This is a genomic window from Psychrobacter sp. ENNN9_III, from assembly GCF_001462175.1.
Taxonomy (GTDB): Bacteria; Pseudomonadota; Gammaproteobacteria; order Pseudomonadales; family Moraxellaceae; genus Psychrobacter.
The window spans coordinates 1-26946 of the sequence record NZ_LNUO01000140.1 but is presented as its reverse complement, the minus strand read 5'-3'; the positions used below and the strand labels follow the sequence as shown (position 1 = coordinate 26946).

Annotated in this window: 23 protein-coding genes; 11 read left to right on the top strand and 12 right to left on the bottom strand. The window is 44.0% G+C overall.

All coding sequences use genetic code 11. The features are described from left to right. The first annotated feature begins 131 nt into the window (after window positions 1–131). Window positions 132–704 (top strand): GNAT family N-acetyltransferase, encoded by a 573-nt coding sequence (locus PENNN9_RS08780; protein ID WP_058369322.1) that lies wholly within the window; start codon window positions 132–134, stop codon window positions 702–704. Window positions 705–1059: 355 nt separating this feature from the next. Here PENNN9_RS08780 and PENNN9_RS08775 read toward each other — a convergent pair whose 3' ends face one another. From PENNN9_RS08775 to PENNN9_RS08755, 5 genes are read right to left on the bottom strand one after another with little or no spacing between them, the layout of a single operon-like run. Next, on the bottom strand, window positions 1060–1680 hold the full coding sequence (locus tag PENNN9_RS08775; RefSeq protein WP_058369321.1) for a hypothetical protein: 621 nt from the start codon (window positions 1678–1680) through the stop codon (window positions 1060–1062). Between the two features lie 47 nt (window positions 1681–1727). After that, entirely contained in the window at window positions 1728–2405 is a 678-nt protein-coding gene (locus tag PENNN9_RS08770; RefSeq protein ID WP_058369320.1) for a hypothetical protein, read from the bottom strand. A 40-nt stretch (window positions 2406–2445) separates the two neighbouring features. Next, window positions 2446–3201 carry a phosphate/phosphite/phosphonate ABC transporter substrate-binding protein gene (locus PENNN9_RS08765; protein WP_058369319.1) on the bottom strand — a complete coding sequence of 252 codons (756 nt, stop codon included), beginning with the start codon at window positions 3199–3201 and terminating at the stop codon, window positions 2446–2448. A gap of 3 nt (window positions 3202–3204) precedes the next feature. Beyond that, complete coding sequence (locus PENNN9_RS08760) at window positions 3205–3699, bottom strand: PAS domain-containing protein (RefSeq protein WP_058369318.1); 495 nt, start codon at window positions 3697–3699, stop codon at window positions 3205–3207. Between the two features lie 49 nt (window positions 3700–3748). After that, window positions 3749–4111, bottom strand: coding sequence for a roadblock/LC7 domain-containing protein (locus PENNN9_RS08755; protein WP_058369317.1), 363 nt, complete (start codon window positions 4109–4111; stop codon window positions 3749–3751). Window positions 4112–4771: 660 nt separating this feature from the next. Between PENNN9_RS08755 and gdhA the strand changes: the two genes are divergently transcribed. From gdhA to PENNN9_RS08730, 5 genes are all read left to right on the top strand, one after another. Continuing rightward, complete coding sequence (gdhA, locus tag PENNN9_RS08750; protein WP_058369316.1) at window positions 4772–6118, top strand: NADP-specific glutamate dehydrogenase; 1347 nt, start codon at window positions 4772–4774, stop codon at window positions 6116–6118. Window positions 6119–6829: 711 nt separating this feature from the next. After that, the gene (locus PENNN9_RS08745) at window positions 6830–8563 is read left to right on the top strand and encodes a glycosyltransferase family 2 protein (protein WP_058369315.1); all 1734 of its coding nucleotides are present in this window, start codon (window positions 6830–6832) and stop codon (window positions 8561–8563) included. Window positions 8564–8634: 71 nt separating this feature from the next. Then, on the top strand, window positions 8635–9840 hold the full coding sequence (locus PENNN9_RS08740) for a glycosyltransferase (RefSeq protein WP_058369314.1): 1206 nt from the start codon (window positions 8635–8637) through the stop codon (window positions 9838–9840). A gap of 66 nt (window positions 9841–9906) precedes the next feature. Next, entirely contained in the window at window positions 9907–11175 is a 1269-nt protein-coding gene (locus PENNN9_RS08735; protein ID WP_058369313.1) for a hypothetical protein, read from the top strand. Between the two features lie 42 nt (window positions 11176–11217). Beyond that, the gene (locus tag PENNN9_RS08730) at window positions 11218–12192 is read left to right on the top strand and encodes a glycosyltransferase family 2 protein (RefSeq protein ID WP_058369312.1); all 975 of its coding nucleotides are present in this window, start codon (window positions 11218–11220) and stop codon (window positions 12190–12192) included. A gap of 173 nt (window positions 12193–12365) precedes the next feature. Here PENNN9_RS08730 and PENNN9_RS08725 read toward each other — a convergent pair whose 3' ends face one another. Then, window positions 12366–13214: a hypothetical protein gene (locus PENNN9_RS08725; protein ID WP_058369311.1), complete on the bottom strand. Its 849-nt coding sequence runs from the start codon at window positions 13212–13214 to the stop codon at window positions 12366–12368. A 239-nt stretch (window positions 13215–13453) separates the two neighbouring features. On the opposite strand from PENNN9_RS08725, the gene PENNN9_RS08720 reads away from it, so the two are divergent. Then, window positions 13454–14071 carry a PepSY domain-containing protein gene (locus tag PENNN9_RS08720; RefSeq protein WP_058369310.1) on the top strand — a complete coding sequence of 206 codons (618 nt, stop codon included), beginning with the start codon at window positions 13454–13456 and terminating at the stop codon, window positions 14069–14071. A gap of 115 nt (window positions 14072–14186) precedes the next feature. Here the strand turns inward: PENNN9_RS08720 and hutI are convergent, their stop codons facing one another. The 5 genes from hutI to hutU form a co-directional block, all read right to left on the bottom strand. After that, window positions 14187–15515, bottom strand: coding sequence for an imidazolonepropionase (gene hutI / locus PENNN9_RS08715; RefSeq protein ID WP_058369309.1), 1329 nt, complete (start codon window positions 15513–15515; stop codon window positions 14187–14189). 282 nt (window positions 15516–15797) lie between these two features. Continuing rightward, window positions 15798–16904, bottom strand: a complete 1107-nt coding sequence (hutG, locus tag PENNN9_RS08710; protein ID WP_058369324.1) for a formimidoylglutamase — start codon at window positions 16902–16904, stop codon at window positions 15798–15800. A gap of 234 nt (window positions 16905–17138) precedes the next feature. Further along, window positions 17139–18701 (bottom strand): histidine ammonia-lyase, encoded by a 1563-nt coding sequence (gene hutH / locus PENNN9_RS08705; protein WP_058369308.1) that lies wholly within the window; start codon window positions 18699–18701, stop codon window positions 17139–17141. Between the two features lie 137 nt (window positions 18702–18838). Next, the gene (locus tag PENNN9_RS08700; RefSeq protein ID WP_058369307.1) at window positions 18839–20230 is read right to left on the bottom strand and encodes a YjiH family protein; all 1392 of its coding nucleotides are present in this window, start codon (window positions 20228–20230) and stop codon (window positions 18839–18841) included. 67 nt (window positions 20231–20297) lie between these two features. Continuing rightward, window positions 20298–22031: a urocanate hydratase gene (gene hutU / locus PENNN9_RS08695; RefSeq protein ID WP_058369306.1), complete on the bottom strand. Its 1734-nt coding sequence runs from the start codon at window positions 22029–22031 to the stop codon at window positions 20298–20300. A 425-nt stretch (window positions 22032–22456) separates the two neighbouring features. On the opposite strand from hutU, the gene PENNN9_RS08690 reads away from it, so the two are divergent. From PENNN9_RS08690 to PENNN9_RS08675, 4 genes are all read left to right on the top strand, one after another. Next, window positions 22457–23221 carry a UTRA domain-containing protein gene (locus tag PENNN9_RS08690; RefSeq protein WP_075102983.1) on the top strand — a complete coding sequence of 255 codons (765 nt, stop codon included), beginning with the start codon at window positions 22457–22459 and terminating at the stop codon, window positions 23219–23221. 271 nt (window positions 23222–23492) lie between these two features. After that, a complete protein-coding gene (locus PENNN9_RS08685) occupies window positions 23493–24323 on the top strand; it encodes an amino acid ABC transporter substrate-binding protein (RefSeq protein ID WP_058369304.1) in 831 nt (276 codons plus the stop codon). A gap of 97 nt (window positions 24324–24420) precedes the next feature. Next, window positions 24421–25059: an amino acid ABC transporter permease gene (locus PENNN9_RS08680; RefSeq protein ID WP_227511773.1), complete on the top strand. Its 639-nt coding sequence runs from the start codon at window positions 24421–24423 to the stop codon at window positions 25057–25059. A gap of 54 nt (window positions 25060–25113) precedes the next feature. After that, window positions 25114–25857, top strand: coding sequence for an amino acid ABC transporter ATP-binding protein (locus PENNN9_RS08675; RefSeq protein WP_058369303.1), 744 nt, complete (start codon window positions 25114–25116; stop codon window positions 25855–25857). A 139-nt stretch (window positions 25858–25996) separates the two neighbouring features. On the opposite strand, the gene PENNN9_RS08670 is transcribed toward PENNN9_RS08675, so the two are convergent. Then, window positions 25997–26946: DMT family transporter (locus tag PENNN9_RS08670; RefSeq protein ID WP_197409093.1), on the bottom strand; the 950-nt coding region annotated here is incomplete at its 5' end.

The window sequence follows — 26946 nt, the reverse complement described above, 5'->3', positions numbered from 1 at the left end:
GTTTCTCGGGATGACTGATGAGGCGCGTGATTTGAAGTATAAAGTGAATGTTTAATGATAAAGTTTACTAATAGTGCAGAATGCACTAGATGTCAGGGGAGTTAAAAATTGAACGAAGCAGACAAAATATCATGACGCAAACGGTATTAACAACAGAACGGCTCTACCTCAGGCAGTGGCAGTCAAGCGACTTTGCGGTGTTTGCTAAGATGAATGCAGATCCTGAGGTAATGAAATACTTTCCCAAGCTATTATCACCAACATTGAGCGATGTGATAGCCAAGAAGTGCCAGCAGCTTATTGAAGACAATGGCTGGGGGTTTTGGGCGGTCAGCTTAAAAAAGAGCGATGCTTTTATTGGGATGGTCGGCTTAAATGCAGCACATGCTGATATGCCTTTTGCGCCCAACGTGGAGATTGGTTGGCGATTGCATAAAGACTATTGGAGACAAGGTTATGCCACTGAGGCGGCACGAGCTTCGTTAAGGTTTGCATTTGAAGAATTAGAGCTTGATGAGGTCGTTGCCTTTACTGCTGTTATCAATGAACACTCGCAATTGATTATGCAGCGCATTGGTATGAGCGATACACAAGAGAACTTTTATCACCCCATGCTTGATGCTAATCACCGACTTGCTGAGCATGTTTTATACAAAATTACACGGCAGCAATGGCAAAAAATCATACTTACAGATCAAGGTTAATGATTAACAAGTAAATTATAAAGCTGTACTGCATAAGTTATAACCAATTAGAAAAGCAATTGATTATATTTAATACATAGTTTTATTAATTGTTAATATAAATTACATTGTAATTTTATGTTTCTTTTTAAAATCTTATCTTTTTCATAAATTTATTCTAATGGTTTTTCAATCGGCAACCATATATAAACACTATCAGTAGCTTAGTTATATCAATTAGTAAAGTTCAATTTATCATTCTTAAGTTTCGTTTATATATTAGTCAATCTAAAGGAATGTAGCATCTGCCGTAGTTTATATTCGACACTTGACACTCTTAACTTGCTATAACTTCTAGTATTGTTAATTTAAGCTATCAAATCGAGCTGTCAAATCTTAGCCCAGAGGTTTTGATTCCCCAGATTAGCTCAACAAAGGCTCGGTTGTTAGTCAAGGGTTCACCATCGATGATCAGGGCGTAACCGTCGCCATCGATCCACAAAAATACAAAGCTGGTCTCAGGTATTAATAAATCTACTTGCTGAAAAAAAGATATCGCTTGGCTTTCAATCGCCCAGCCGCGCTGCTTTTGACGTAGCATAAACCCAGAAAAATCTGCGGCTGCTACGCTTAACATGTCCGCTTCTTCTTGGCTGTAGCCAATGCGCGCTAGGCAAAACCCTTCATCTGAGGCTATAGCAGCACGGCGCTTACCAGATAAGCTTGCGACCACATACGGCAAAAACTGATCAAGTGGTAGATTGGGCGCGGGCAAAAAAGTAGATAGCTTTTCGATAAACCCTTGCTCAACGAAGCTATTTAGCCAGCGCTCTGAGTATTCCTCTAACCATACTGCGACCAGCATCGTTTCGCGATAGGATAGGAGCGCTTGTAGCGCTAGCTGCTGGGCGGTTGGTTTGTGTTGAGAAAAAGCCTCGAATACACCAGCAGGGGTTAAAGTAATATAGGTTTTGTCAGCATTATCAAAAATGGACATAAAAACGTTCTCTTTGACAAAATGAGTAAAAAATGGGTAAGTAACGGCTATACGCTTGATTGAGTGTCTAAGTTTTGCGTACTTTTTAGGAGTGTAGAGCCAGTTTGTTCTAGTTGTTGCTGGCAGTTACGCCAGCGCTCATCAAACTGCCAATCACTTTTGCCCAAACCAAACCAAACGATGGAAAAAGCCAAGCGATCAGTACAGGCCAAACAGTGGGCAAAAAACTCGCGTTCAACTTGTTCAATCGTACTCCAGTCTGCCGCAGCACGCGCACTCATCAGCTCAGTGGTAATATTTTTAGCGATTTCTTTTGCATCGTCGCTACTGATACGTAAACGATGGGTTTGCACGTTTAACGATGGTGTCACCAGCACGCTCCAGCGCGTCGCAAACTCACTACTGTGCTTTATGTAATCGAGCTTGTTGATACAGTTATGAAAAGCATGTTCTATCTGCGGGTGCAGGCGACCTTGGATACGGGCAAAGATACCTTTGACATCGTAAGGAATGTCATACCAACAGCCAAAGAAAAAGTCAGCGACCGCGCCTTGTAGGGGTTCTTTTTCGTCGAGTAGCAACGCGGCGTTGATACGCTGTTCGTGATAGTAGCGATTATTAGGATCGGCAAAGATTTTTCGTGCATAATAACGATACGTATGACGGGCAGTCATCTCGCTATCTTTAGACAACGATAAATCGTCAGTTGCAGATAAATCATCCATAACGGTGTCCTAAATATAAGAGGTATGATGGTTTTGACGCTTAATCGAGCAAGGTTTCCATAAGATCTAACATAAACTCGCCATCTTCTTCGCTCATTGCCTCAAATCCCTGCGGCATACCAAGCTCAGTCAGTGCTTCTTTACCGCTATCATCTTGATGAAAAGTTAGTATCGCTTGACTTAGTGCTTTTTCATCAGCGAAGTCGTCTTTAATCAGCAATACATGGCTAATATCTGCCAGATCACTTTCGATCAGCACCGACAGTTGCGCTTTGGTCAAACGTGAGAAGCTATGAAATATTTCTGCTAAGAAAAACGCCACTTGAGCCTCACCTTTGATGACTTGCCTTGCCGCCGCTTGATAGTTTTCGGTCACCTCCCAACTGAGATCCGCTTCTTCTAAATCCACGGCTTCTAATAAACGCAGACCGATAAGCTTTACATCGCGGTTGTCTGCCATAGCGATAGACGCGCCTTTGGTCAAATCTTCTAAGCGTTTAATATCACTATTGGCGGACGCTGCAATTACCATTTCATCAGATTTTCCGATTGGGCGAGCGATGGCGCGATAGCCTTTTTCGCGAATCAAAGCAGCAGCGTCAAAGGGGTTGGCATAGATAATATGTATGTCACCGGCATCGACCATCTCTTCTTGCTCAGCATGAGAGGTGGGCGTGTTGAGATGCAAGTGAATGTGGGCACGCTTTTGAATCAAGGTATTAAACATGTGCCAGCCTGCAAAACGATCAGGCGAAAAATCAGGAGCGATTAATAGGTTATATGTCTTTTCATTCATGGTTTAACCTTCCTCATTTTGTTTCATGTGGGCATATTGTGCGATCGCAGCTTCTATCTTGCTGCGTGAAGGCTTACGGCGTACAGAGGTATAACCGACGGTCTGTCCGCGGCGTATATTAGGAACGACCGTTGCATATACCCAATAGTGGCTACCATCTTTACACAGGTTTTTGACGTAGCCATGCCATTTTTGTCCTGATTTTACCGTCTGCCATAAATCTTGGTAGGCGGCCTTTGGCATATCAGGATGGCGCAATATATAGTGCTGTTGACCGATTAGCTCATCTATCGTATAGCCACTAATTTCGACAAATGCATCGTTTACATGGGTAAGATGACCGTCCAAGTCTGTACGTGAGACGATAAGCTTGCCATCAGGATAGGGACGCTCAATCCCTGAGTCATAAACGCTGCGTGAGACATCGTCATGATAGGTTATGCTAACTTTTTCGGCTGGCACGTCAGGCTTTACAGCATCTAAAAGTGGAGAGCCCATAAGTATTTCCTATATTTACTGTTCTAAATTTTTGGTTATCTAAGTCTGTTTAGATAAGCTTTGCAAGTGCTTCTGATGCGCGCTTAATATCCAAAAAAATCAATCCAAGTTTGGCATTTGGCTTGGCCATAATCGTAAGGACTGCTTCATCACCCGATGAGGTCGTGATTACGTAGCCTTTTTCACCTTGAATCATAATTCGGTCAATACTGCCCCGAGCCAACTCGCGACCTGCACGATCTCCTAGCGATAAAAGCGCTGCTGACATAGCACCTACGCGGTCTTCATCGATGCCTGTTGGTAACGCTGAAGCTATCATTAAGCCATCGTTTGAGATTAGAGCAGACGCCTCGACATCTGCTGATGAGCTATTAAGGTCTTCTAGTATTTGTTGGAATGTATCTGTACGCATAGATATCTCACAATCCTTCATAGTTAAATGGTCATACGCCATTTATTGGTAAAGTTAAAAAGGAGCATTGTACTCAGGTAAACGATTATAATACCCTACTGACAATGTGGTTATTATAAACCCATACTTATTATATTGATATAGAATTATCAAGATTAAGCCAAATTTTTTGCCATTTATTTTGTATTTCATACCGTTCATACTATTTTTTAGTCTAATATTGCATAAGAATCAATGAGATACATCAGGATGAGTTTCACCTAAAGTTAGAGCTATTCATAATTGGTAGCATTTATATTGCAATACGGGATTGACTTTTTTCAGTAGCAAGGTAAATTAAATAAGAGCTATCAAGCAACCAGCCGTTCTGACCGTATACGCTGCGCACTATAATTACTGTCTTTGTCATATCTATCCCATCTATGCACAATCAGTATTTTCAAACCGTAGTTTCAAAGTAATGTGTAATAGATCTAATCTATCAATGTCACGACGCCTATCGGTTGCTTAACTTATGGGCTTTTAAATCCGCAAGCCTTTTATTTACTGCACAAAAAAAACCAATCCTGCATCAGTATCTACAATATAGCCATCCTTTGACGGCTGCATTGTAGGGATGTAATTCAGCACGACCACACGTTTTATAGTTAAGGAAGATATATGAGTATTAGTCAGGCCATCGAAAAGATTGAAGCACGCTACGCCCATCAACCTGAGTTTATTCAAGCGGTTAAGGAAGTTGCACTTACCATTGCCCCTTTATATGATGCTCATCCTCAATACGAAAAATTCAAAATATTTGAGCGTCTAGTAGAGCCTGACCGCGTTATTGCTTTTCGTATCAATTGGGAAAATGACAAAGGAGAGGTCCAAGTCAATCGCGGCTGGCGTGTACAGTTCAGTAATGCTTTAGGCCCTTATAAGGGCGGCGTCAGGTTCCATCCCACTGTCAACCAATCCGTGTTAAAGTTCTTAGGCTTTGAACAAATATTCAAAAATGCCTTAACAGGTCTACCTATGGGCGGTGGCAAAGGTGGCTCAGACTTTGATCCTAAAGGAAAGTCAGATAGCGAGATTCGTCGATTTTGTTATGCCTTTATGCGTGAGCTGCATCACTATGTGAATAAGGACGTTGACGTACCAGCTGGTGATATTGGCGTTGGGGGCCGTGAAGTGAGCTACATGTTTGCAATGTACAAAAACTTGACCCATGAGCATGGCGGTGTATTAACTGGTAAAGGCGTGGGTTTTGGTGGCAGCTTAGTGCGTACAGAGGCCACAGGCTATGGTGCCGTCTACTTTTTAGAAAATATGCTTACAGCGCAAAATGAAATTATCAAAGGTAAAAAGGTATTAATATCAGGCGCGGGTAATGTCTCACTACATGCTGCTGAAAAAGTCTGTATGCTCGGAGGCGTCGCAATTACGGTGTCTGACTCAAAAGGCACCTTGTATGATGAAAAGGGCTTTAATCAAGAAAAGATTGATTGGCTAAAAAAACAAAAAGAACAAAGCAAACCACTGTCTGACTACGTTGATGTCCATGGCGGTGAGTGGTTCGAGGGTCAAAAACCATGGCACATCAAAGGAGATATTGCGATACCATCAGCGACTCAAAACGAGATTGACGAAGAGGATGCCAAGCTTATGGTTGAAAATGGCATCAAATATGTCGTTGAAGGCGCTAATATGCCACTGACTGCTAAAGCGGTTGATTATATTTGTCTACATCGCGTGCACTACGCACCAGGCAAGGCCGCCAATGCGGGCGGGGTTGCCGTGTCAGCGCTTGAGATGTCACAAAACTCAGTCCGTCAATATAAGAGTTTTGAGCAAATTGATGAGCGTCTAAAGCTTATCATGAAAGACATTCATGACTGTGCAGCTGACGCATCAGAAAAGTATGGTCAGACTGATAATGGCTACATAGATTATATGGCAGGAGCCAATATTGTAGGCTTTAAACGTGTCGCTGATGCACTAGTGGCTTATGGCGTTTTAAACTAACTTAGAATACAAGTTAACTTGTCCTATAAACCAGCCACATTTGGCTAAGCGACAATAAACATAAATACCGCTGCTATGTCTAATAGTTGCGGTATTTTTTTGTGCAAAATAAGACCGTAAGACAAGTTTTCAATAGGTCAAACGTCACCTAAATATTTTGTAAAAACATTAAATAGATGGTTGCTAGAATAATGTCTGGTGTTGTTTATAAAGATTAAACGACAAGCAGTACTCTCAATATGGTAAAGACGATAACTGAGTTTATATGGACGCTAAATAGCTAATATAGCAAGACTTTTACAATATTTACGAGACGTTACACTACTAGGTTGTTATGTACATTTCATACGTAAACTCAATTATTTTTTTTCAATTATTATAAAACTACAGACACATAGTTGGTAAGAATAACTACAAACACTGCTCAGAAAAATTTATATATAAGTAAAAACTGAGTGTCAATGAAGCAGATATAAATACATGCGTTGACCCTCTCACTAGTAGATAAATTGTCACAACAATGGAGACCGAAACGTTTCTATTTTTGTCTTAATCTTCTTTTAAGTTAATGGGTAAACACAGGAACAAGACATGGGCATTAACGAGATAAACTATTTTACAAAAACGCCGTTATCTATGAGTGAGGAGGCCATAAGACAGAGTGCTATAAAAAGGAACGTTATAGCAGAAGATACAAGAAGGAGAGCTGGTATGAAAAGAGTGGATATAACAGAGATAGGTACAAACCAACATACTGGGATAAGTGACATAAGAGAGAATGTGACTGGCTTGAATTTAACCAAGAATAATACATTAAAGGTTCGTAGATTAGATGATTCTGCAATACCAATCAACAGACGAGCCAGAAGCGAGCATAGTGAAATTTTCAGAGATGACAATTTCAATAAAACTATTTTAAATAAGAAAAATAGCCAAACCTATAAAAGTGCGTTAAATAATAAACAGAACAATAAAAAAGCGCCTGTACGTTTAAGCTTTCAGCTAATGACCCGTGCTGAGCCAGCACAAATGGTCATTGATACTATTAAATCATTATTGGCAATCAAAGCGGACGACGATGAGATTTTAATCGTCGATAATAACCATGCTCAAACGTCCTTGTATGAGCCTTTGGCACAGTTTTGTGCCAGTCTTGATGCGCGTCATAATGTACATTTTTATCATATCGATGCGGTGGCTGGCTTTAAAGCTGGTGCGCTCAATCTGGCACTGGGTCTTATGGATCCTGAATGTAGTCACGTGGTTGTGGTCGATAGTGACTATCAAGCATTACCGCAGGCGCGCATATCTATTGCAAAGGCCATTGAGCGTTACCCAGACCATGCACTATTACAGTTTCCGCAGTTTTACCGTGATGCGGGAAAAGAAGATGTCCATAGCGAATTAAACCATTACTTTAACCATCATTTGTATCGCTCATTTAACCGTCAGCGTGCACTATCGACAGGGACTTATGCCGTTATTCGTCGCCGTGCGCTGCTCGCGATGGGCGGTTGGTCAGGTGCGTCGATTACCGAAGACGCACAGATGGGAGTGCTGATGCATGGTCGCGGTTTGCGTACTCGGTTTATACCTGAAGTCATTGCGACAGGTCTGTTACCGACTACCTTACATGATTTGATGAGTCAGCGTCGTCGTTGGATCTACGGTAATATGCAGGTGCTAAATACTTACTTTTCTACGGTATCAAATTCATCTACACCAAGCTCATCTACAAGTAAGAAACTTAGTGAGCGCCTAGCCTATATGGGTGCACATGTATCACAACTGAGCGCATGGGTGAACTTTACAGGCATATTTATTGTACTGCAGTTGTTGACGCTACTTATTATCACAGGTGCGCTACTGCTTAGTACCAGTCTCAATATTCATGCTTTGCTTACGCCTTTATATGCGGTGTACGCAAGCTATGCAGTATTTTTGGGTAGGCGCTTATGGGCATATATGCAAGATAATGCTCCGCTGAATCAGCAGACTGACGATGGCGTGGCACCAAGCTTAGGCAGTCGACTTCGAGCTTGGGCGTTACATCTGAATTTCTGGGAGCTTGGTGCTTTGTCATGGTGGCCTGTGCTTTGGGGTCAAAAAAAGCCCTTTATCTGTACACCTAAGCAAGCGCTTGTACGTACACGCACGTCCGTTTATGCGGCTAACCTGATGGCAATGCCTAAAGTGCTACTAATGCTAAATATAACCACAGCTATCATTGTATCGCCATTTTCATTATTGTATTCACCGTGGTTATTTGGCTGCGCGATGACAGTCTGTATTTTGAAAATATGGGCTGCCAAGGTAATGCTGGTTAATTATGGCTATGAGAAGAGCTTTGCGACCAATAAAACGGTAGCGATTAAAACTACCTTTGCTAAAGGTTTATCTCAACCGCAAACAGTCAGTATCAATAAGTCAAAAAACAATCCGTAGTTGTCTTTACTCAAAGCTAATAATATTAAAAACTTTTGGTATTTATCCTTTTAATTTATGTTGGACTCGTTATGCTATCTCGCCCCACCGATATAACAAGCATTACTGATTATAGTCATGCAAGTACAAAGTATGCTCCTGTACTACGCATTGCGGTCATCGCGCATTCTTTATATCCTATTGCGCAGCCTTATGCAGGCGGTCTTGAGATGATTACTCAGCTGATCTGTGATGAGCTGGTAGCTCAAGGTCATGAGGTATTGCTTTATGCCCATAGCGATAGCCAAACGAGTGCGACATTGGTGCCATTTATGTCTCGTGATGCGTTTGATAAGATGGTTTACCCTGATGAGCATGACTCGGTAGGGATGAGCCGTGAAGAGCTGTATCAGTATTTGGTCTATCAGCAAGCCATGCGCGATATCATCAGACGTAATGAGCAGGGTATGATTGATGTGGTACACAATCATAGTTTGCATCATATACCGATGATGATGGGACAGGCGTTTGGCGCACGCTTCTTTACCACCTTTCATACACCGATATTTCCGCAGCTGCGTCTGGCTCTATTGACGCTACGTTTGGGCACGCAAACCCAGTTTACTGCGATTAGTGGTCATCAGCAGCAGCTGTTTGAGGAGTTTGTACCTTCGCATGTAGTTTACAATGGTATCGATGTGCAGTCATTTAATGCCAATACAAACCCAATTGATGACGAAGTATATTTTTGGTATGGGCGCATTTGCATTGAAAAGGGCACGCATTTGGCAATGGAGTACTGTAAAGCAGCAGGCAAGCGTCTAATCATTGCAGGACCTAAAAGTAGTGAGGAGTACTTCAATGACTATGTGGCGCCACTGTTAGAGGCAGACAAAAATAGCGATGCGCCGTTATTCGATTATGTCGGTCATCTGAGTAAAGATCAAATCAACGAGCAATTAAGCCAAGTCACCGCCATGCTATTTACCAGTACTTGGGATGAGCCTTATGGTTTGACGCTCGCTGAGAGCCTCGCTTGCGGTACACCTGTGATTGGTTTCGATGTGGGCGCAAGTGCTGAGATTGTCACACCAAAGACAGGCGTCATCGTACCCAAAATGGATAAGGAAGCATTTATACAAGCGTTTGCTGATGTCCAGTACATTTCACGAGCAGCATGTCGCGCCCGCGCTGAGCAGTTTTGTTCCGTCGCTGCGATGGTTGATGGTTATCTGCGTTTATATGAGCAAGCAGTAGCGGTCGATGATAGCGATAGCATTCAAGAGGCGTTTGTCTAACGTTCTTCTTTTTTCATTCTCTAATTAATAACAATGACAGCCTTAATCTGTTAGGAACACTTTATAATGCGTATCGGCTACTATGCTCATCACCATGGCTCGGGACACTGCCGCCAAGCCGACAAATTGGCCGCCTTGCTACCATCAGAGTTGCGTCAGCAAATGACGGTGTTTACCAGCTTACCAGTCGATAGTTACCGCTTTGATGCATTAACCGCTACCCAAATCGTACGTTTGAGTGCTGAGGATGAGCGACCAGATGATGTGCTATCAGGGCGAGCAGGCAAGTATTGGCAGCCAAGCAGTTTGCACTATTCGCCAGTGGGCAATGAGAATATTCAAGAGCGCAGTTGGCAGCTGCTTGATGCTATTTATCAGCGTCAAGTTGATTTGATGATTGTCGATGTCAGTGTCGAAGTCGCTATGTTGTGCCGTACGGCTAGCGTGCCTTACTTGTATGTGAGGCTGGCAGGCGAGCGCGATGATATGCCGCACTTAAACGCCTTTGCTGGCGCGCTTGGATTATTAGCCCCTTATCCAAAGATGCTTGAAGCGGCAGCAACGCCAGGCTGGGTACGCCAAAAAACGCTATATCTTGATTTTTTGCCAAACAAAGCCCAAAGTTTGCCTAGCTTTGATGAGTTTATAGATAAGCTTGTGACGCTCAGCGAAAATGACACTACTAAAAAACAGCTATGCTCGCACTCAAGTGCTGATGAAGCCGTCTATGAGCATGATAAAACCAATCCACAAACTAATGCTAAAACCAGTGTTAAAACCAATATAGTCACTGTGATTAAAGGTTATGGCGGGCACGAATCGATTGATGCCAAGCTGCCAGAGCTTCGCCAACTGCTACCAGACGCTATAATTGTCTCTCTTGGACCTATTAATGATGAGATACGACATTGTGTCGATATTGCGGCTCACGTAGATGATGTGACCCCATTTATTGCCTATAGTGATCTACTGTTGATGGCGTGTGGTTTGAATGGCATTGCACAAGCCTATGACTATGCGACGCCGCTGGTGGTGCTGCCTGATGAGCGTCCGCATCGTGAGCAAGAAGTGATGGCAGAAGCACTTATTGAGCAAGGACGTGCTTTAAGTTGGGCACAGTTTATTGCCAAAGCCTCTAGTATGGACCCTCAGAACCTATTGTATTCTCTTTCCATAAATAATAAGTCGATTGACCATGAGCAGACTGCTTTGACGGGTCATCAAGCTAATCTGGTCGCGCAAAACTTTATGAATAGCATCGCTAACTATGTCTCCGTAAAAGCTTGGTTTGCAGAATGGCTATTGCCGCAGTTGGACCTAAAACCTAAAAAATAAGAAATAACAAAAAAGCTTATAATAATAAGAGCAAATATTTCTATGACAACGACAACCAGAGCTCAAGACGCCGCACATAACACCATTCCCGTGAGTGTAATAACGACTTGCTACGGGCGCAATCGTCATCTCTACAATCTACTGAGTAGCCTGGCGCAGGGTAGCGTCAAACCAAGCGAGGTGATTATCGTTAATGACGATGCTGAGCCTGAACGTCTGGCAGCATACGATTTAAATATTATTAAGATAGCAACGACTACAGCGACTGAGCATGGATTGACGAGTAGCGCCTCATTTGATATCGGTCGTAACCGTAATCTTGGCGCTGCACGTGCCACCTATGAGGATATGATTTTTTTGGATGTGGATTGTATCGTCGCCTATGACTTTATCGAAGGGTTATATGATAAATTGCAAACGTATCCTGATGCGCTACTGATGGGACAGCCGCGCTATCTGACGCGCCCTTTGACGGATGATGAGGGTCATCAGCTACAACAAGGTAAATTGGCAGTCAACTTTTTAGATGAGCTGTCCGTATTTAACCCTTATCGCCATAACTTTACCCAACATAGTAGTGATAAAAACAATGCTAATATTAAGAAAACGCAAGATTATGGCGCATTTTGGAGTCTTTGCTTTGCGATAATGCGCAGTCAATTTGAACGGATTGGCGGTTTTGATACGGATTATGTCGGCTATGGCGCTGAAGATACCGATTTTGCTTTTATGGCGCGCGCGTTAAATATCGACTTTTATTTAACTGGTGATGTTATTTATCATCAACAGCACAGTGTTTATCGGCCACCACTGAATCATCTCGATAGTATAGTAATTAATGCCAATAGATTTTACGGAAAATGGCAACATTGGCCGATGTCAGGATGGCTAGCAGAGTTTACGCAGCTGCAATTGATTGACTGGCAAGAGGCGCAGACAGTGCCAATTGCTATCAATCGACAGCCCAGTGAAGTTGAGATTAACGTCGCATATTGTCCAGATGCGCCTTATGTGTAGATATATAGTCGATACTAAATAAAATAGATATACTGCGTTAATACGCTAGACTGGTACAAATTTCTTTTGCGTGCTGTGCCTGCGCAGACAGAGGCTACAAGAAATTTATCTCAGTCTTGCTATATCAGTTTTAAACTGAAACAACTATAAATGTTTAATCTGGTAGTGTCCTATTAGTATTGACGAATGATTTCAACATCTCTAGGCGGCGTCGCAAGCTCTTGTCGCTCAAACGCCCAGTTATGACCTTCCCAAAAATGCGCGGTTTTGTCATCATTATTAAAGCCCAACATGACTATTGATAGCGGCGTCTCAACGCTCTGTTTTTGCTGGATATGCAAGCGCGTAGATAAGAATAATCGATATAACAAAAACCCTGAAGTCGGTGCGGATGAATGAATATCAGTAAAGATAGGATAGTCTGCTACTACTTCATGTTGTTCTGACAATACGCGGCAATGCTCATCACTACGTAATAATTTATCAACCTGTTCTGGAATCTCTAGCACTCGGTTAGCCGTTATGGGGTCATCATGAGGACTTGGGTCGTCTGCTGGTAGTGGAAACTGGTAGTTAGTGTTGCCAAACAAAATACCAGGCGGCGCTTGCTTGGTCATATCGAGCATCGCTGTCACGTTATTGCTGCGTGGCGGCAGACCAAAATGCAGCTTACTGTCACCAATTTGTCTAAAAAACAGTAGCTTTGGTAAATCTTTGGCTAGTGGATGATTGGCAAAGAAGTCTGCATGGATAAAGTCATTAAACAAGACGAGCATATCAGTAGGTTGCAACAGCGCCTCTAAGCTCGCTATATCTATTGAAGGATTGTTTGCTATCAATACAATTCGTTTACTCTGTAACAATGGCTCTTGAATGATAAGCGGTAAGCTTGCAAAAGCCAATGCCGACTTAGCATCAAAACCAGAAGTATCAAAATCAACAATAGTGTCAAAATCAACGCCCGTTAAAGAGTGATAAGTATTATCGTATAGTGAGTCTGTTAGGTGGGACGTATGTAGCATAGAGGCTTAAATGACCTAAGTAGAAAGGTGAAGTAACATTATAAAAAATGGTGTAACATTATACCGTATGTCCATCAAAATAACACTGCCTAAGACTATGATAAACATAGTAAAAAGGTAACTATTAGACAATGTTTCGTAATACATAGATGCAACATTTTGCAACCTTTTTACCTTAGAATCCTTTTTATATATCCGTAGCATAAGAACAACTGCATCTTAACTATAAGGATTGATTAATGAAAAAGACGCTCAAAAATTTTAAACTAACGACATTGGGTGCTTGCCTGACTTTGGCGATGACGACAGGAGCATTAAGTACCGCTGTGGTCGCGGCCAATCACTCTGATGAAGTAAGTGTGGCTCAAGCAGCTAAAGTCAGCTTAAAGCAAGCAGTTGCTACAGCAAGTAAAGAAGCTTCTGGCTCTTTGGTCAGCGCAGAGCTGGACGATAAAGATAGTGATGCTCAGAAAGGTAATAGTGTCTACGAATTAGAGTTCAGTACTGATACAACAAGCTACGAGATAAAAGTCGATGCTATGACAGGTGAGATCGTAACGTCTGAAACCGAGCAACTTGTTAAAGACGACATTAATGATTATCAAGTTCAGCAACAAGCAAAAATAAAGATGACGGATGCTATCGATATTGCCGAAAAACAAACCGATGGTCGTACTATAGAGATTGAATTTGAGATTGACGATGATGAGATAGATCATCCAACTTATTATGAAGTTAAGGTGTTAAAAGACAATCAAATATTTGAATTAAACATAGACGCAAAGACGGGTACAGTGTTTGAAAATTCAATTGATGATATAGACGCTACGCCAGATATGACAGCAGTCGAGTTATAACACTTTTAATGTATATTGACTATATTCATTTTTAATCAACTACTATCAATAGCGAAGCCCTAATCATTCAATGGTTGGGGCTTCTTTAATTATGCTAAATGTTTATGGTCATTCGCTATACCGTCTCACGCCATTTACCTTGAACCATAATACCTGCAATAGGATTTAGCCCCATTTGATAAGCAAAGTCAGCAGGGCGGGCGATGTCCCATAATGCCAAATCAGCATCACAGCCCACTTCTATTTTGCCTTTGTTGGCGAGACCTAATGCTTGTGCCGCATGAACAGTTGTCCCTGCCAATACTTCTTCAGTAGTGAGATAAAATAATGTACAGCCCATATTCATCGCTAATAACAGCGAGGTGAGCGGTGAGGTGCCGGGATTGCAATCGGTTGAAATGGCCATCGGCACCTGATGTTTACGCAACATCTCAATCGGTGGCAACTTAGTATCACGCAGCGTATAAAAAGCACCTGGTAATAGCACGGCTACTGTGTTGCTCGCGGCCATTTTCTTGATATCGTCTTCTGCCAAGTGCTCAAGATGGTCGCTTGATAGCCCTTGGTAATCGGCGACTAAAGCACTGGCACCTATGTTTGAGAGCTGCTCAGAATGCAACTTCACTGGCAAGTCTAACGAGCGGGCAACGTCAAAGACGCGCTTAATCTGCTCAGCAGTAAAGGCGATGTTTTCACAAAAGCCATCGACCGCATCGACCAAGTCCTCGCTATGCAAAATTGGCAACCACTGACAAACTTGCTCAATATAGTCATCGGCATTGTCTTTATACTCTGGCGGTAGGGCATGGGCGGCTAGATAAGTGGTGCTGACATGAATGTGGTGTTTGTCGCCGAGCGCGCGGGCGACTTTCAGCATTTTGCGTTCAGTTTCTAAGTCCAGCCCATAACCAGATTTTATCTCGACACTGGTCACGCCTTCTTTAATGAGCGCGAGCAGACGTTTTTCACTTTGCGCAAACAATTCTTCCTCATTCGCTGCGCGGGTGGCGCTAACGGTTGAGACAATGCCGCCACCTTGTGCCGCGATATCTTGATAACTGGCACCTTGCAATCGCGCTTCGAACTCGTTGCTGCGGTTACCGCCATAAACGATATGGGTATGACAATCGATGAGTCCAGGCGTGACCCAGTTGCCATTGACGTCTTTGATTTGATCGTTCTTATAATGGGTGAGGTGCGGCTTTATTTGCTCATGCGTACCAACCCATGCAATTTTGCCATCTTTGATACCGATAGCGGCGTTTTCTAATTGACCGTAAGGGATGCTTTTGTTTTGATTGTTGGTTTGGTTGTCATTATAAATATCAAACCCGTATTGCTCTGAAAAGGTGGCGAGATTGGCGTTGATAATGATGTAGTCAAACGATGTCAGGGTGGAATCGTTTATAGGCATTTGGTCTGTAGAGTTTGTTGTGTTAGTCATGATGTGCTCCTACTTATTAGTATAGATTTAGTGCAGCCATCCATAGTCCGTTCACTTTAAAATAGACATTGTGTCGTTGGTAAAAACGCTTCTTGCTGCTGACAGAGGATGTGAAAAATTTACTTCAGTAGCCTTGTATGGTTGGTTTATTTTAAAAATGTGATAGCGTGACTGGTATACATTTTACTCGCTTGTTGTGCGCAAGCGAGACAAAGGCTTCGCAAAATTCATCCCAGTCACTTGTATGAATACTCATCACAGTTTTATTCTGTATCGATTTATTTATACTAAAAGTAAATGCTGCTCGATAATAGTGGCTAAGAGGCGAGCCGCGACTTTACAGCTGCGTGAATCAACATCAAAGGTTGGGTTAATCTCGGCAATATCAGCCATTTTTACTTTGCCTGATGCCATGATACGTTTAACCGCACGCTCAACGAAGGGTAACTCAATACCATAAGCGGCGGGCGCACTAACGCCCGGTACCACGCTCGATGGCAAGCAGTCCATATCAATAGTTAAATAGATGACATCAACGTCATTGATAAAGGTCTCTATTTGCGCCACAATTTTTTTCCATTTCTTATTGGTGCAATCTTCGTCACTGATAATGTGTACGCCCAACTGCTCAGCACGGTCAAAGAGTGCGGCGGTATTGGAAAAACGACTGACGCCGATACAGCAATAGTGAAATGGCTGGCCTTGCGTCTCAAGGTGCTCAGCAATTTGGCGGAATGGCGTACCAGAGGTGGCGACATCAGACTGACGAATATCTAGATGCGCATCAAAGTTAATAATGCCAATAGTAGGCATTGTACTCGTAACATTTTCAAGATTGTTTTTGACATTGCTAACGTCATTAGTAGGCCGATCGGTTTTTGATGACAGCGCTTGCCACAATCCCAAAAAGCTACCATAAGCGATGGCATGACCGCCACCAAGACCAATGGGTAGGCCGCCTTGCTGGATAATATCACTTATCTTATCGGCATATTTTACTTGAGCTTGCTCGAGGGTGCGCTCGGCAAAGTCATCATTATCATGACAGTGAATGTCACCTGCATCACCCAGTAGCGTTGATAGTTGACCATCAAAGCGTTGTTGCAGCTCAGCGATGACGGGCAGTGCCGCAAATGCCTGACGAATCAAAGGCGGCGCTGCTCTGGCTCCCACGCGTCCTTGATTGCGCCTGACACCTTGGTCACAAGCGAAACCAACCAGTCCAATGCGCTGACCGTTTTGCTGGTTGTTTTGTTGACTGCTGCTATCAAAGGCATAAGGCTGGGCTATTTGATACCAGTAGCGGGCGCGTGCAGACTCAAACGGCTCTGCACGGCCTGTCCAGCGACTCATATCAGCGGCGCTGTGGCTCACGACTGTGTCAGACATTGATAGGCTCATCACTGATCTCCTTCGATTCATATCGCTTGCGTGTAGTCGATCCGTTATAAAATAAGTACAGTGCTACTGGTATAAATTTTCTTTGCTTGCTGTGTGACTTCGTCACTCCAGAGGCTGCATAAAATTCATCCCAGTAGCACGCCATAAAAACTGTACTCTTTTTATTTAGCACTTACTATAGAAGGTCTTTTTTATTTAGCACTTACTATAGAAGGATGCTATTTATTTAGACTCATACCAATCACTACGCAGCGCCTGCCAATGGTTTGTCAGCGCGCCATCTAATACCAGCTGTTTTGCTGCTTCGATATCAGGGGCTAGGTAGCGATCTTTGTCATAAAAAGTGACTTGCTCGCGTAGTTTCTGATGCGCTGTCTGTAACGGCTCTGAAGTATCTAGTCCACGATGGAAGTCGATACCTTGACCAGCAGCCAATAGCTCAATACCAACAATGGTAGCGGTATTTTGCGCCATTTCGTATAGGCGGCGGGCGCTATAAGTGGCCATCGATACATGGTCTTCTTGGTTGGCAGAGGTTGGAATGCTATCGACGCTGCCAGGATGAGCCATGGATTTGTTCTCTGAGGCGAGTGCTGCTGCCGTCACGTGAGCGATCATAAAGCCGGAGTTCACCCCTGCATTTTCCACCAAAAATGGCGGTAAGCCACCTGATAAGGTTGCGTCAATCAAGAGTGCCACACGGCGCTCAGACATAGAACCAATCTCAGCAATTGCCAAGGCTAAAATATCTGCGGCAAAGGCAACTGGCTCGGCATGAAAGTTACCACCTGAGATAGCAACAGGGCCATCATCATTGTTAAAAATAAGGGGGTTATCCGTTACTGCATTAGATTCAATCAATAAAGTCTTGCCTGCTTGGTTGATGATATCAAGGCAAGCACCCATGACTTGTGGCTGGCAGCGCAAGCAATAAGGGTCTTGTACTCGATCATCTTGCTCATCATTGTGCGAAGCGCGGATAGCACTGCCTTTAATCAAGCTTCTGTGGGCTTGCGCAATTTGTATCTGACCATGGTGACCACGCACTTCATGAATACGGGCATCAAATGGCGCATCCGAGCCTTTGGCGGCGTCAATAGACATAGAGCCGACGATGGTGGCTGTCTCAAGTAGATCCCGTGCTAAGAAATAACCGCGTAGTGCTAATGCCGTTGAGACCTGAGTACCGTTAATCAGGGCAAGACCTTCTTTGGCTGCTAGGGTGATAGGCTCAAGACCATGCTGCGCTAACGCCTCAGCGGCAGGGACTTTCTTACCGCCAACATAGACATCGCCTTCGCCCATCATCGCCAGCGTCATATGCGATAAAGGTGCTAAGTCACCAGAGGCGCCAACTGAGCCTTTAGCAGGGATGTTTGGCGTAATTTGATTGTTGATTAAGCCGAGTAAGCTATCGACCACAGCGCGGCGGACGCCAGAGACGCCCTGCGCAAGGCTAGCGACTTTCATCACCATAATTAGCCTGACCACGTTGTCTGGCAGCGCCTCACCTGTACCCACTGAGTGAGAAACGATAAGGTTACGTTGCAGTAGCTCAAGTTGATCGTCACTAATACGGGTTTTAGCTAATAGGCCAAAACCGGTATTGATGCCATAAGCGCTCTTATCACGCGCAATGATGGTACGTACATCGTCGTGTGAGGCATCTATCGCTTCATAAGCACTGTCAGGTAACGTCAATATGACAGGCTGCTCGTAGATATCACGTAGCATCTCAAAGCTAAGCTGGCGAGGGTGTAGGGTTAGTTTTTTGATATCAGTCATGCGAGTTATCCTAATTTTATGAGCTGTATTAACTTTATTTGTTGTCTATACATTTTAGTTTATGTGTTGTTGTTTATAAACCGTTAAAAGCTATGCTATCTAAATTTTCTTAGCTAATCCCGCCAGTTTTAGTCGGTCTAACCGAACCAGCCTAGATATATCGCTAGATGTCCAAAAGGTGCAGCGATTAGAATGCTAAGCACCACGCGCTCAAACCAAATGATGACCATCTTGGGTACTGACAGCGGAATCTCAGTTGCCAATACACAAGGAATCATCGCTGAAAAGAACAGCACACTACTAATCGAAACGACGCCTGCTACATAGCGGGTTAAGACCTCAGCTTCCGTTAGCAATAGGGCAGGCAAGAACATCTCAGCCAATCCCGCTGACATGCCTTTGGCAGCAACTAGTGGCTCGGGCATACCGGTTACCCAAGTGAATGGATACAAGAGCAAACCTAGCGCATCAAAGACAGGCGTATATTTGGCTAGTAAAAGTCCTGTCAACCCTACCGCGATAATAGAAGGCACAATCGCTGCCGCCATCGTCACCCCATCGCGAAAGTTCGACCACATAATTTGTTTGAGGTCAGTTGCACGGCGTGAGGTAGCTAGTCCTAAATGATAAGCTGCTGCTAAGCGATTGCCTTGTTGGTTGTCCAAGTCTGGACGGCTGGCGCTATCATCAAAACCTCGAATAGGCGGAATACGGGCAGTAATGGCAGTGACAATAAAGGTAATAATCAGGGTCGACCAAAAAAACAGATTCCAAAACGCCATCAAGTTTAAGGTCTTGGCAACGATGACCATAAAGGCCGCCGATACCGTAGAAAACCCAGTAGCAATAACGACGGCTTCACGAACCGAATATTGCTTTTGCAGAAAGACTCGATTGGTAATGAGCAGCCCAATAGAATAACTACCAACAAAAGACGCAACGGCATCAATTGCTGATGAGCCAGGCGTTTTCCAAATCGGCTTCATAATAGGCTGCATGAGTACGCCAAACATCTCCAGCAAGCCAAAACCGAGCAAAAAAGCGAGGATTAATGCACCAATAGGGACAATCATACCGACTGGTAATGCCAGTTTTTCAAACAAAAACGGCATCATGTCCTTTTCCATGATGATAGCAGGCGCCATATCAGTGATATACAGGATGGCAAGTACTAGCCCGATAATCTTAAAGGCAGTTAATATCATATTGGTGATATTTTTACGCCATGAACCATCGTAAATGGGCTTGCCAACGCCATAAATCATCAGTAGAAATAGTAAAAATACCGCAAGGGTGTGCTGCTGAGTGACCAGATAAGTTGCCCCATGATCAAATAAGATGGTGCTCTTTTCACCAATAGTAAAAGGCACAAAGAACATCACCAAGCCAATAGCACTAAATACGATTAGCTGTATCAGTGCGAAAGGTTTTGACAGCAGCTTTTCAGGCGGCGGGCTAGCAGGTGCTGGACTGTCTAGAGGCGTTCTAGGCACGGAGCTACCTGGGGGCAAAATATCACGTTCAGACATATTATCGTCCTTGATAAAGTGTTGATAATGTCCTTATACCACTTGAGCACATAAGGACAAGGACAAGCTATTTAATCATCGGTAGATTTAAGCCGTAGTCTTTCGCTGTTTTGATGGCCAGCTCATAGCCTGCATCGGCATGACGCATCACACCTGAGCCGCAATCATTGACCAGTACTCGTGCTAAGCGCTTGGCAGCGGCATCTGTGCCATCAGCGACAATGACCATGCCAGAGTGCTGCGAGTAGCCCATGCCCACACCGCCGCCATGATGGAGTGACACCCAAGTGGCACCGCCTGCGACATTGAGCATGCCATTTAATAGTGCCCAATCAGAGACAGCGTCTGAGCCATCTTTCATACTTTCTGTTTCGCGGTTTGGGCTGGCAACAGAGCCAGTATCTAAATGGTCACGACCGATAACGATAGGACCTTTTAGCTCACCATTTTTAACCATCTCATTAAAGGCTAGGCCCGCTTTATCGCGCTCGCCCAGACCTAACCAGCAGATACGTGCTGGCAAGCCTTGGAACTGAATGCGTTCTTTCGCCATGTCTAGCCAGCGATGAATATGGGTGTTTTCAGGGAACAGCTCTTTAATTTTTTGATCGGTTTTATAGATATCTTCTGGATCACCTGATAATGCGACCCAGCGGAATGGGCCTTTACCTTGGCAAAACAGCGGACGAATATAAGCAGGGACAAAACCCGGGAAGTTAAAAGCGTTTTTCACCCCTTCATCAAAGGCAACTTGACGAATGTTATTACCATAATCGGTCGTTGGAATACCCATTTCTTGTAGGTCTAGCATGGCCTGTACATGTACGGCACAAGACGCAGCGGCAGCTTTGGTCAATACGGTATGTTGGTCTGGGTTTTCTTGTGCTGCCCTCCATTCTTCAACTGTCCAGCCACTTGGCAGATAGCCATTGATTAAGTCATGAGCGGAGGTTTGGTCAGTGACCAAATCAGGTTTTATCTCGCCTGCATTGGCACGCTTAACCATCTCAGGCAAGATATCCGCCGCATTACCAAGTAGCGCGATAGAGACGGCTTCGCCCGCGTCAGTATGCTGTTTGATCAACTCGTAGGCATGGTCGAGGTCGTCTGCTTGCTTGTCGACATAACCGGTACGTAGACGGAAATCGATGCTGGATTGCTGGCATTCGATGTTTAAAGAAGTCGCACCAGCAAAGGTCGCGGCTAGTGGTTGCGCGCCGCCCATACCGCCAAGACCAGCGGTCAAAATCCAGCGTCCGCTCCAGTCGCCTTCATAATGTTGACGACCTGCTTCCACAAAGGTCTCATAAGTGCCTTGGACGATGCCTTGGGTGCCGATATAAATCCAGCTCCCAGCGGTCATCTGACCGTACATAAATAGGTCTTTGCGATCAAGCTCATTGAAATGCTCCCACGTCGCCCAGCGCGGGACAAGGTTGGAGTTGGCAATCAATACGCGCGGTGCATTTTCATGCGTTTGAAAGACGCCAACCGGTTTGCCAGATTGTACAAGTAAAGTCTCATCGTCTTCTAACTCTTTAAGAGAGGCGAGGATTTGATCATAGCTTTCCCAGTTACGAGCTGCACGTCCGATACCGCCATACACAACCAAGCTTTTTGGGTTTTCAGCGACGTCAGGGTGTAAGTTGTTTTGCAGCATGCGATAAGGCGCTTCGGTCAGCCAGCTTTTGCAATTTAATGTACTGCCAGTCGGGGCAGCAATGTTGCGACTCTCGTCACGACGCGTAAATTCATTACTGTTGCTGGTGCCGTTGTTGCTTATTTCATTGTCGGTAGTCATGATCATATCCTTGTGATTATCTATACAGTTTGCTGGTGACATTTTAGTAGTAGCATTATTTGATATAACATAAGTTGTATATACAAATTATCAAAGATTATTTTCTCATGCAAGCATTTTTTTATAAATAGTTAAATTATTTATGAAGTTGCTTTGTTAGATAGGCTGTTCTCATGGTGATTATGATAATGGTCATGATATTATGTCCGCACTTTTATAGCTGCACAGTCACATATAGTTGATACTAAATAAAATGGATACGTTATTTCATAACGCGAAACTGGTATAAGTTTTTCTAGCTTGCTGTGCCTACGCCGACAGAGACTGCAAAAAATTCATCCCAGTTCCGCTGTATCTTTTTCATATTGGACTGGCTATAGTTGGAATCAAGGTTAGAGACAAGCATGACAAAGGTGAAGCGTGACATGACAAAAACAGTTCCAGCATATCAACGGATTAAAAACGCCATCTTGGATAATATCCATTCTGGAAAATGGCAGGCGGGCGAAGCTATCTCCACCGAAATGGCGTTGGCAGAAGAGTTTGAAGTATCTCGAATGACAGTCAACCGCGCCTTGAAAGAATTGAGCGAGGAGCGGGTGTTAGAGCGCAGGCAAGGGTCAGGGACGTTTGTTGCCCAGCAGCAGTTCAATCATACCTTTGTGGAAGTGCGTAATATCGCTCAAGATTTAAAATCAGCCAATCGTGACTATCAGGCACAAGTGGTGAGCAAACGCGCTATTACCGCGAGCATGTTAGATAATGAGATGCGCCGTAAATTTGGTATTGATGAAGCGGTTGTATCTTCTAATGCAAAGGACGCTGATGGCACTACTAATAGCACTGAGGCGACTGTTTTATATGAAGTAAAAATCATTCATTTTGCTGATGGTCAGCCGATACAGTTTGAAGAGCGTTGGGTGGATGCGACAAAAGTACCAGAGTTCATTGAGCAAGATTTTAGCGTGGTAAATACTAGCGATTATCTCATTGCTAAAAGTCCACTTGAGCGCGGTAACTATACCATTCGAGCTTTAGCAGCACCTGATGAGATCGCTCATGCGCTACAAATTGCACCGCAGTCACCGACGTTAGTACTGCGTCGTCAGACTTATTCGGCAGGGAAAGTATTGACCTTTGTGAAGATGTGGCATGCAGGGGATCGTTATCAATTCTCTGGCAAACTTTAACAATCTTAAGCGTGCTCACTGTTTTTGTACGGTTATTCTTGCCAAAGTACGATAGTATATGAGCTACACGCTGTTTAAATGCCAGCAATTAACCTTGATTTTGTTATTTATAATTTTACTATGAAAAATTTATAGAAGAAAAATACTATAAAATGGTATTGAAAGACGCAGATAATATCCTCAAATCGGGCAGCCAAAGTAAAATATATTTTATAGTTTATTTAACTTGGTCCGCTCATTACATTATTTATTCATCTTATAAGGACGCCTTATGAAACGTCGTAATCTTTTAGCCTTTGCTGCTAGTACTGTATTGCTTGCCGCTTGTGGTCAGTCACCTACCAATGAAGCGGAAACCAGTGCTACTGCTGCAGCGGAAGGTTCTGATTTGCTACAACGTATTAACAATGGCGGTACGATCAACGTTGGTACAGAAGGCACTTATCCTCCGTTCACTTATCATGATGAAAGCGGACAGTTAACTGGTTATGATGTCGAAGTGACTCGCGCAGTTGCTGACAAGCTAGGCGTCGATGTCGAATTTAAAGAAACCCAGTGGGATGCGATGCTGGCAGGTCTTGATTCTGAGCGTTTTGATATAGTTGCCAACCAAGTGAGCTTGACGACGCCTGAGCGTCAAGCGAAGTATGATCTTGCGCAGCCTTATAGCTGGTCAGGTGCTGTCGTCTTAGCGGCAACCGATGACAATCGTTATAGCTCATGGGAAGCATTAAAGGGTCTGCGTAGCGCGCAATCATTAAGCAGTAACTATGGTGAAATGGCAGAGCGCTATGAAGCAGAAATCGTCCCTGTCGATGGGATGGCGCAGGCGGTTCAGCTTGTGAAGCAAGACCGTGCTGACTTTACGATGAATGACCAACTTGCTGTACTAGACTATCTCAAAAAATTCCCAGATAGTGGCTTAGAGATTAAACTGGCTGCACCAAAAAGTGAGCAGCGTGGTTCAGGTTTGATACTATTAAAAGGTAATGATGCTGTCGTAGAAAAACTGAACGAAGCCATGGGTGAGTTGCAAGCAGATGGCACATTGACCAAGCTTAGCGAAGAGTTTTTTGGTGCTGATATAAGCCAACAAAAATAATGCTAGCGTCTATAACGTCGGTGTTAGCTGATTTATTGGCATTATTGCCGTTTATGAGCCTGATCGGGCGCAAATCGTTATCAATTCATTTTGGCCAATGCTCAAAGGCGGTATCTATTATTCGATACCGCTGGCATTGATCTCATTTGCTATTGGTATGGTGATTGCGCTAACAGTCGCGCTCATTCGTATTGTGCCGCGGACAGGCTGGTTTCACAAGATCATTTATAGACTTGCTCGCATCTATGTTTCCGCCATTCGCGGTACACCGATGCTGGTGCAGCTATTTATTATCTTTTATGGCTTGCCAAGCGTTGGGGTCAAGCTCGATCCATTTCCTTCAGCGATTATTGCTTTTTCATTGAATATTGGTGCTTATGCGTCCGAGACGGTGCGTGCCTCGATTTTGTCCATTCCAAAAGGTCAGTGGGAAGCAGGCTCGACCGTTGGTTTGACATACTTGCAAACCTTTCGCCATGTGATTTTGCCGCAAGCACTACGGGTATCGGTGCCACCGTTATCCAATACCTTTATCAGTTTGGTAAAAGATACTTCTTTGGCCTCATTGGTGCTGGTTACTGAGTTGTTTAAAGAAGCCCAAATCATTACCGCACGTAATTACGAGTTTATGCTGGTCTATACCGAAGCGGCGTTTATATATTGGGGTATTTGTCTGTTCTTGACCTTTATTCAAGGTAAGCTTGAAACTAGGCTTGATCGTTACGTGGCTAAGTAGTTCATCGACTCATTCACCAGCAGTTTTAGTATTATCAGCACAACAGGAACCTTTATGATTCAAGTCACCAATATTCACAAAGCCTTTGATCATAATCAAGTGCTAAAAGGCATCGACTTGACCATCGAAAAAGGTAAGGTGGTGGTGATACTCGGGCCATCAGGGTCTGGTAAGACCACTTTTTTGCGCTGCTTGAATGCGCTCGAGATTCCAGATCAAGGTATTATTGCTTTTGATGATGGCAGCTTGACGGTTGATTTTGCCACCAAACCTAAGAAAAAAGCGCTGCTGGCACTACAACGCAAGTCTGGCATGGTGTTTCAGTCTTATAATTTGTTTCCGCATAAAACCGCGATTGAAAACTTAATGCTCGGACCGACTATCGTACAAGGTCAGAGTAAAGCGCAAGCTCGCGAGCAAGCTTTAGAATTGCTAAAGAAGGTTGGACTATCGGACAAGGCGGATCTTTATCCGTTTCAGTTATCTGGTGGCCAGCAGCAGCGTATCGGTATCGCGCGGGCGTTGGCAATCGAGCCATCACTGTTGTTGTTCGATGAACCGACCTCTGCACTCGATCCCGAACTGGTACAAGACGTGCTTGAAACGATGAAACAGCTGGCCTCTGAGGGTTGGACGATGGTGGTCGTGACGCATGAGATTAACTTTGCGCGTGATGTGGCGGATCATGTGGTCTTGATTGAAGATGGTCATGTGGTCGAAGAAGGCAGTGCCAAGCAGCTGTTTGAAGATTCAACGCATCCCCGCACGCAAGCGTTTTTGCAGCGTATTGAGCAGTAATAGGGTCAAATTGACGTTTTATAGCGCAAATCCGCGACTTTTAAATAAGCCTTTACGCAAAAAATAACCCCAACGATGACATCATGGTTGGGGTTTTATTCGTTTTTTACGCTAGTTTTTCACTAAGGCTTTTGTTTCGCTAAGAAGGTTTTTGCCGTCGTCTTAGCCAACGTGGCACGCGAGTGGTCGTACCATTTAACATGGCATTTAATAGAGCTGCTAACAGAATAAGTACCACGCCTACGTATTGAATCCACGACAATGATTGGTGTAGTAGCAGTATTGCCAAGGCAATGGCAGTCAACGGCTCAAAGATAGTAAATACCGATGCGCGCGTGGCAGGGAGTTTTTCTAACGCTTTCATATAGAGCGCAAATGGCACCACTGTGCCAATTAAAGACAGTCCTAACGCATAGCCCCACGTATGCAGCGGCAAAGTCAGTAGCTGCTCATAAGTATGATAGGTCTCGGGTAGTAATAGCAACACACCAGCACTAATAATGATCGAGGTAAAAAATACCAAAGGGGCTGGGTGGGCATAGTGCATCGCGCGCTTGCCAAGTACGCCGTAAAGGGAATAACACACGCCAGATAGCAACCCAAGCACGATACCCCAGTTGATTTGTGCCTCATCCCCCAGCATCGTTAAGCCCACACCAAATACTGCCATCAAAGCCATCAATGCCGACTGCCGAGTAATGGACTCACCTAGCAAAAAGGCAGAAAACAACAGGCTAAAAACAGGCGCAGTATAAAGCAGCGCGACCGCAGGCCCAGCACCGACATAAATGACGGCAAAAAAATAACAGATCGACATACCTAGCACGCCAATCAACGATTGCAGAGCCAGTCCAAGCCACTGCTTTGGACGTAGCTTAATTAAATGGGGCCATAGTTTTGGTAGCATAACTAGGATAAGAAAGGCGGCGGTCACAATGCGTAAAATGGTAATTTGCCAACCACTAAAGCCGTTTTGGTTGAGGTAGGTCGAGAATATCCCCAAGGTACCCCAGCAGACAGCAGCGGTAATAATTTGAATCGTGCCTATCCATGATTGCCGCGCTGATATTACGCTACCGGTGTTTGCCA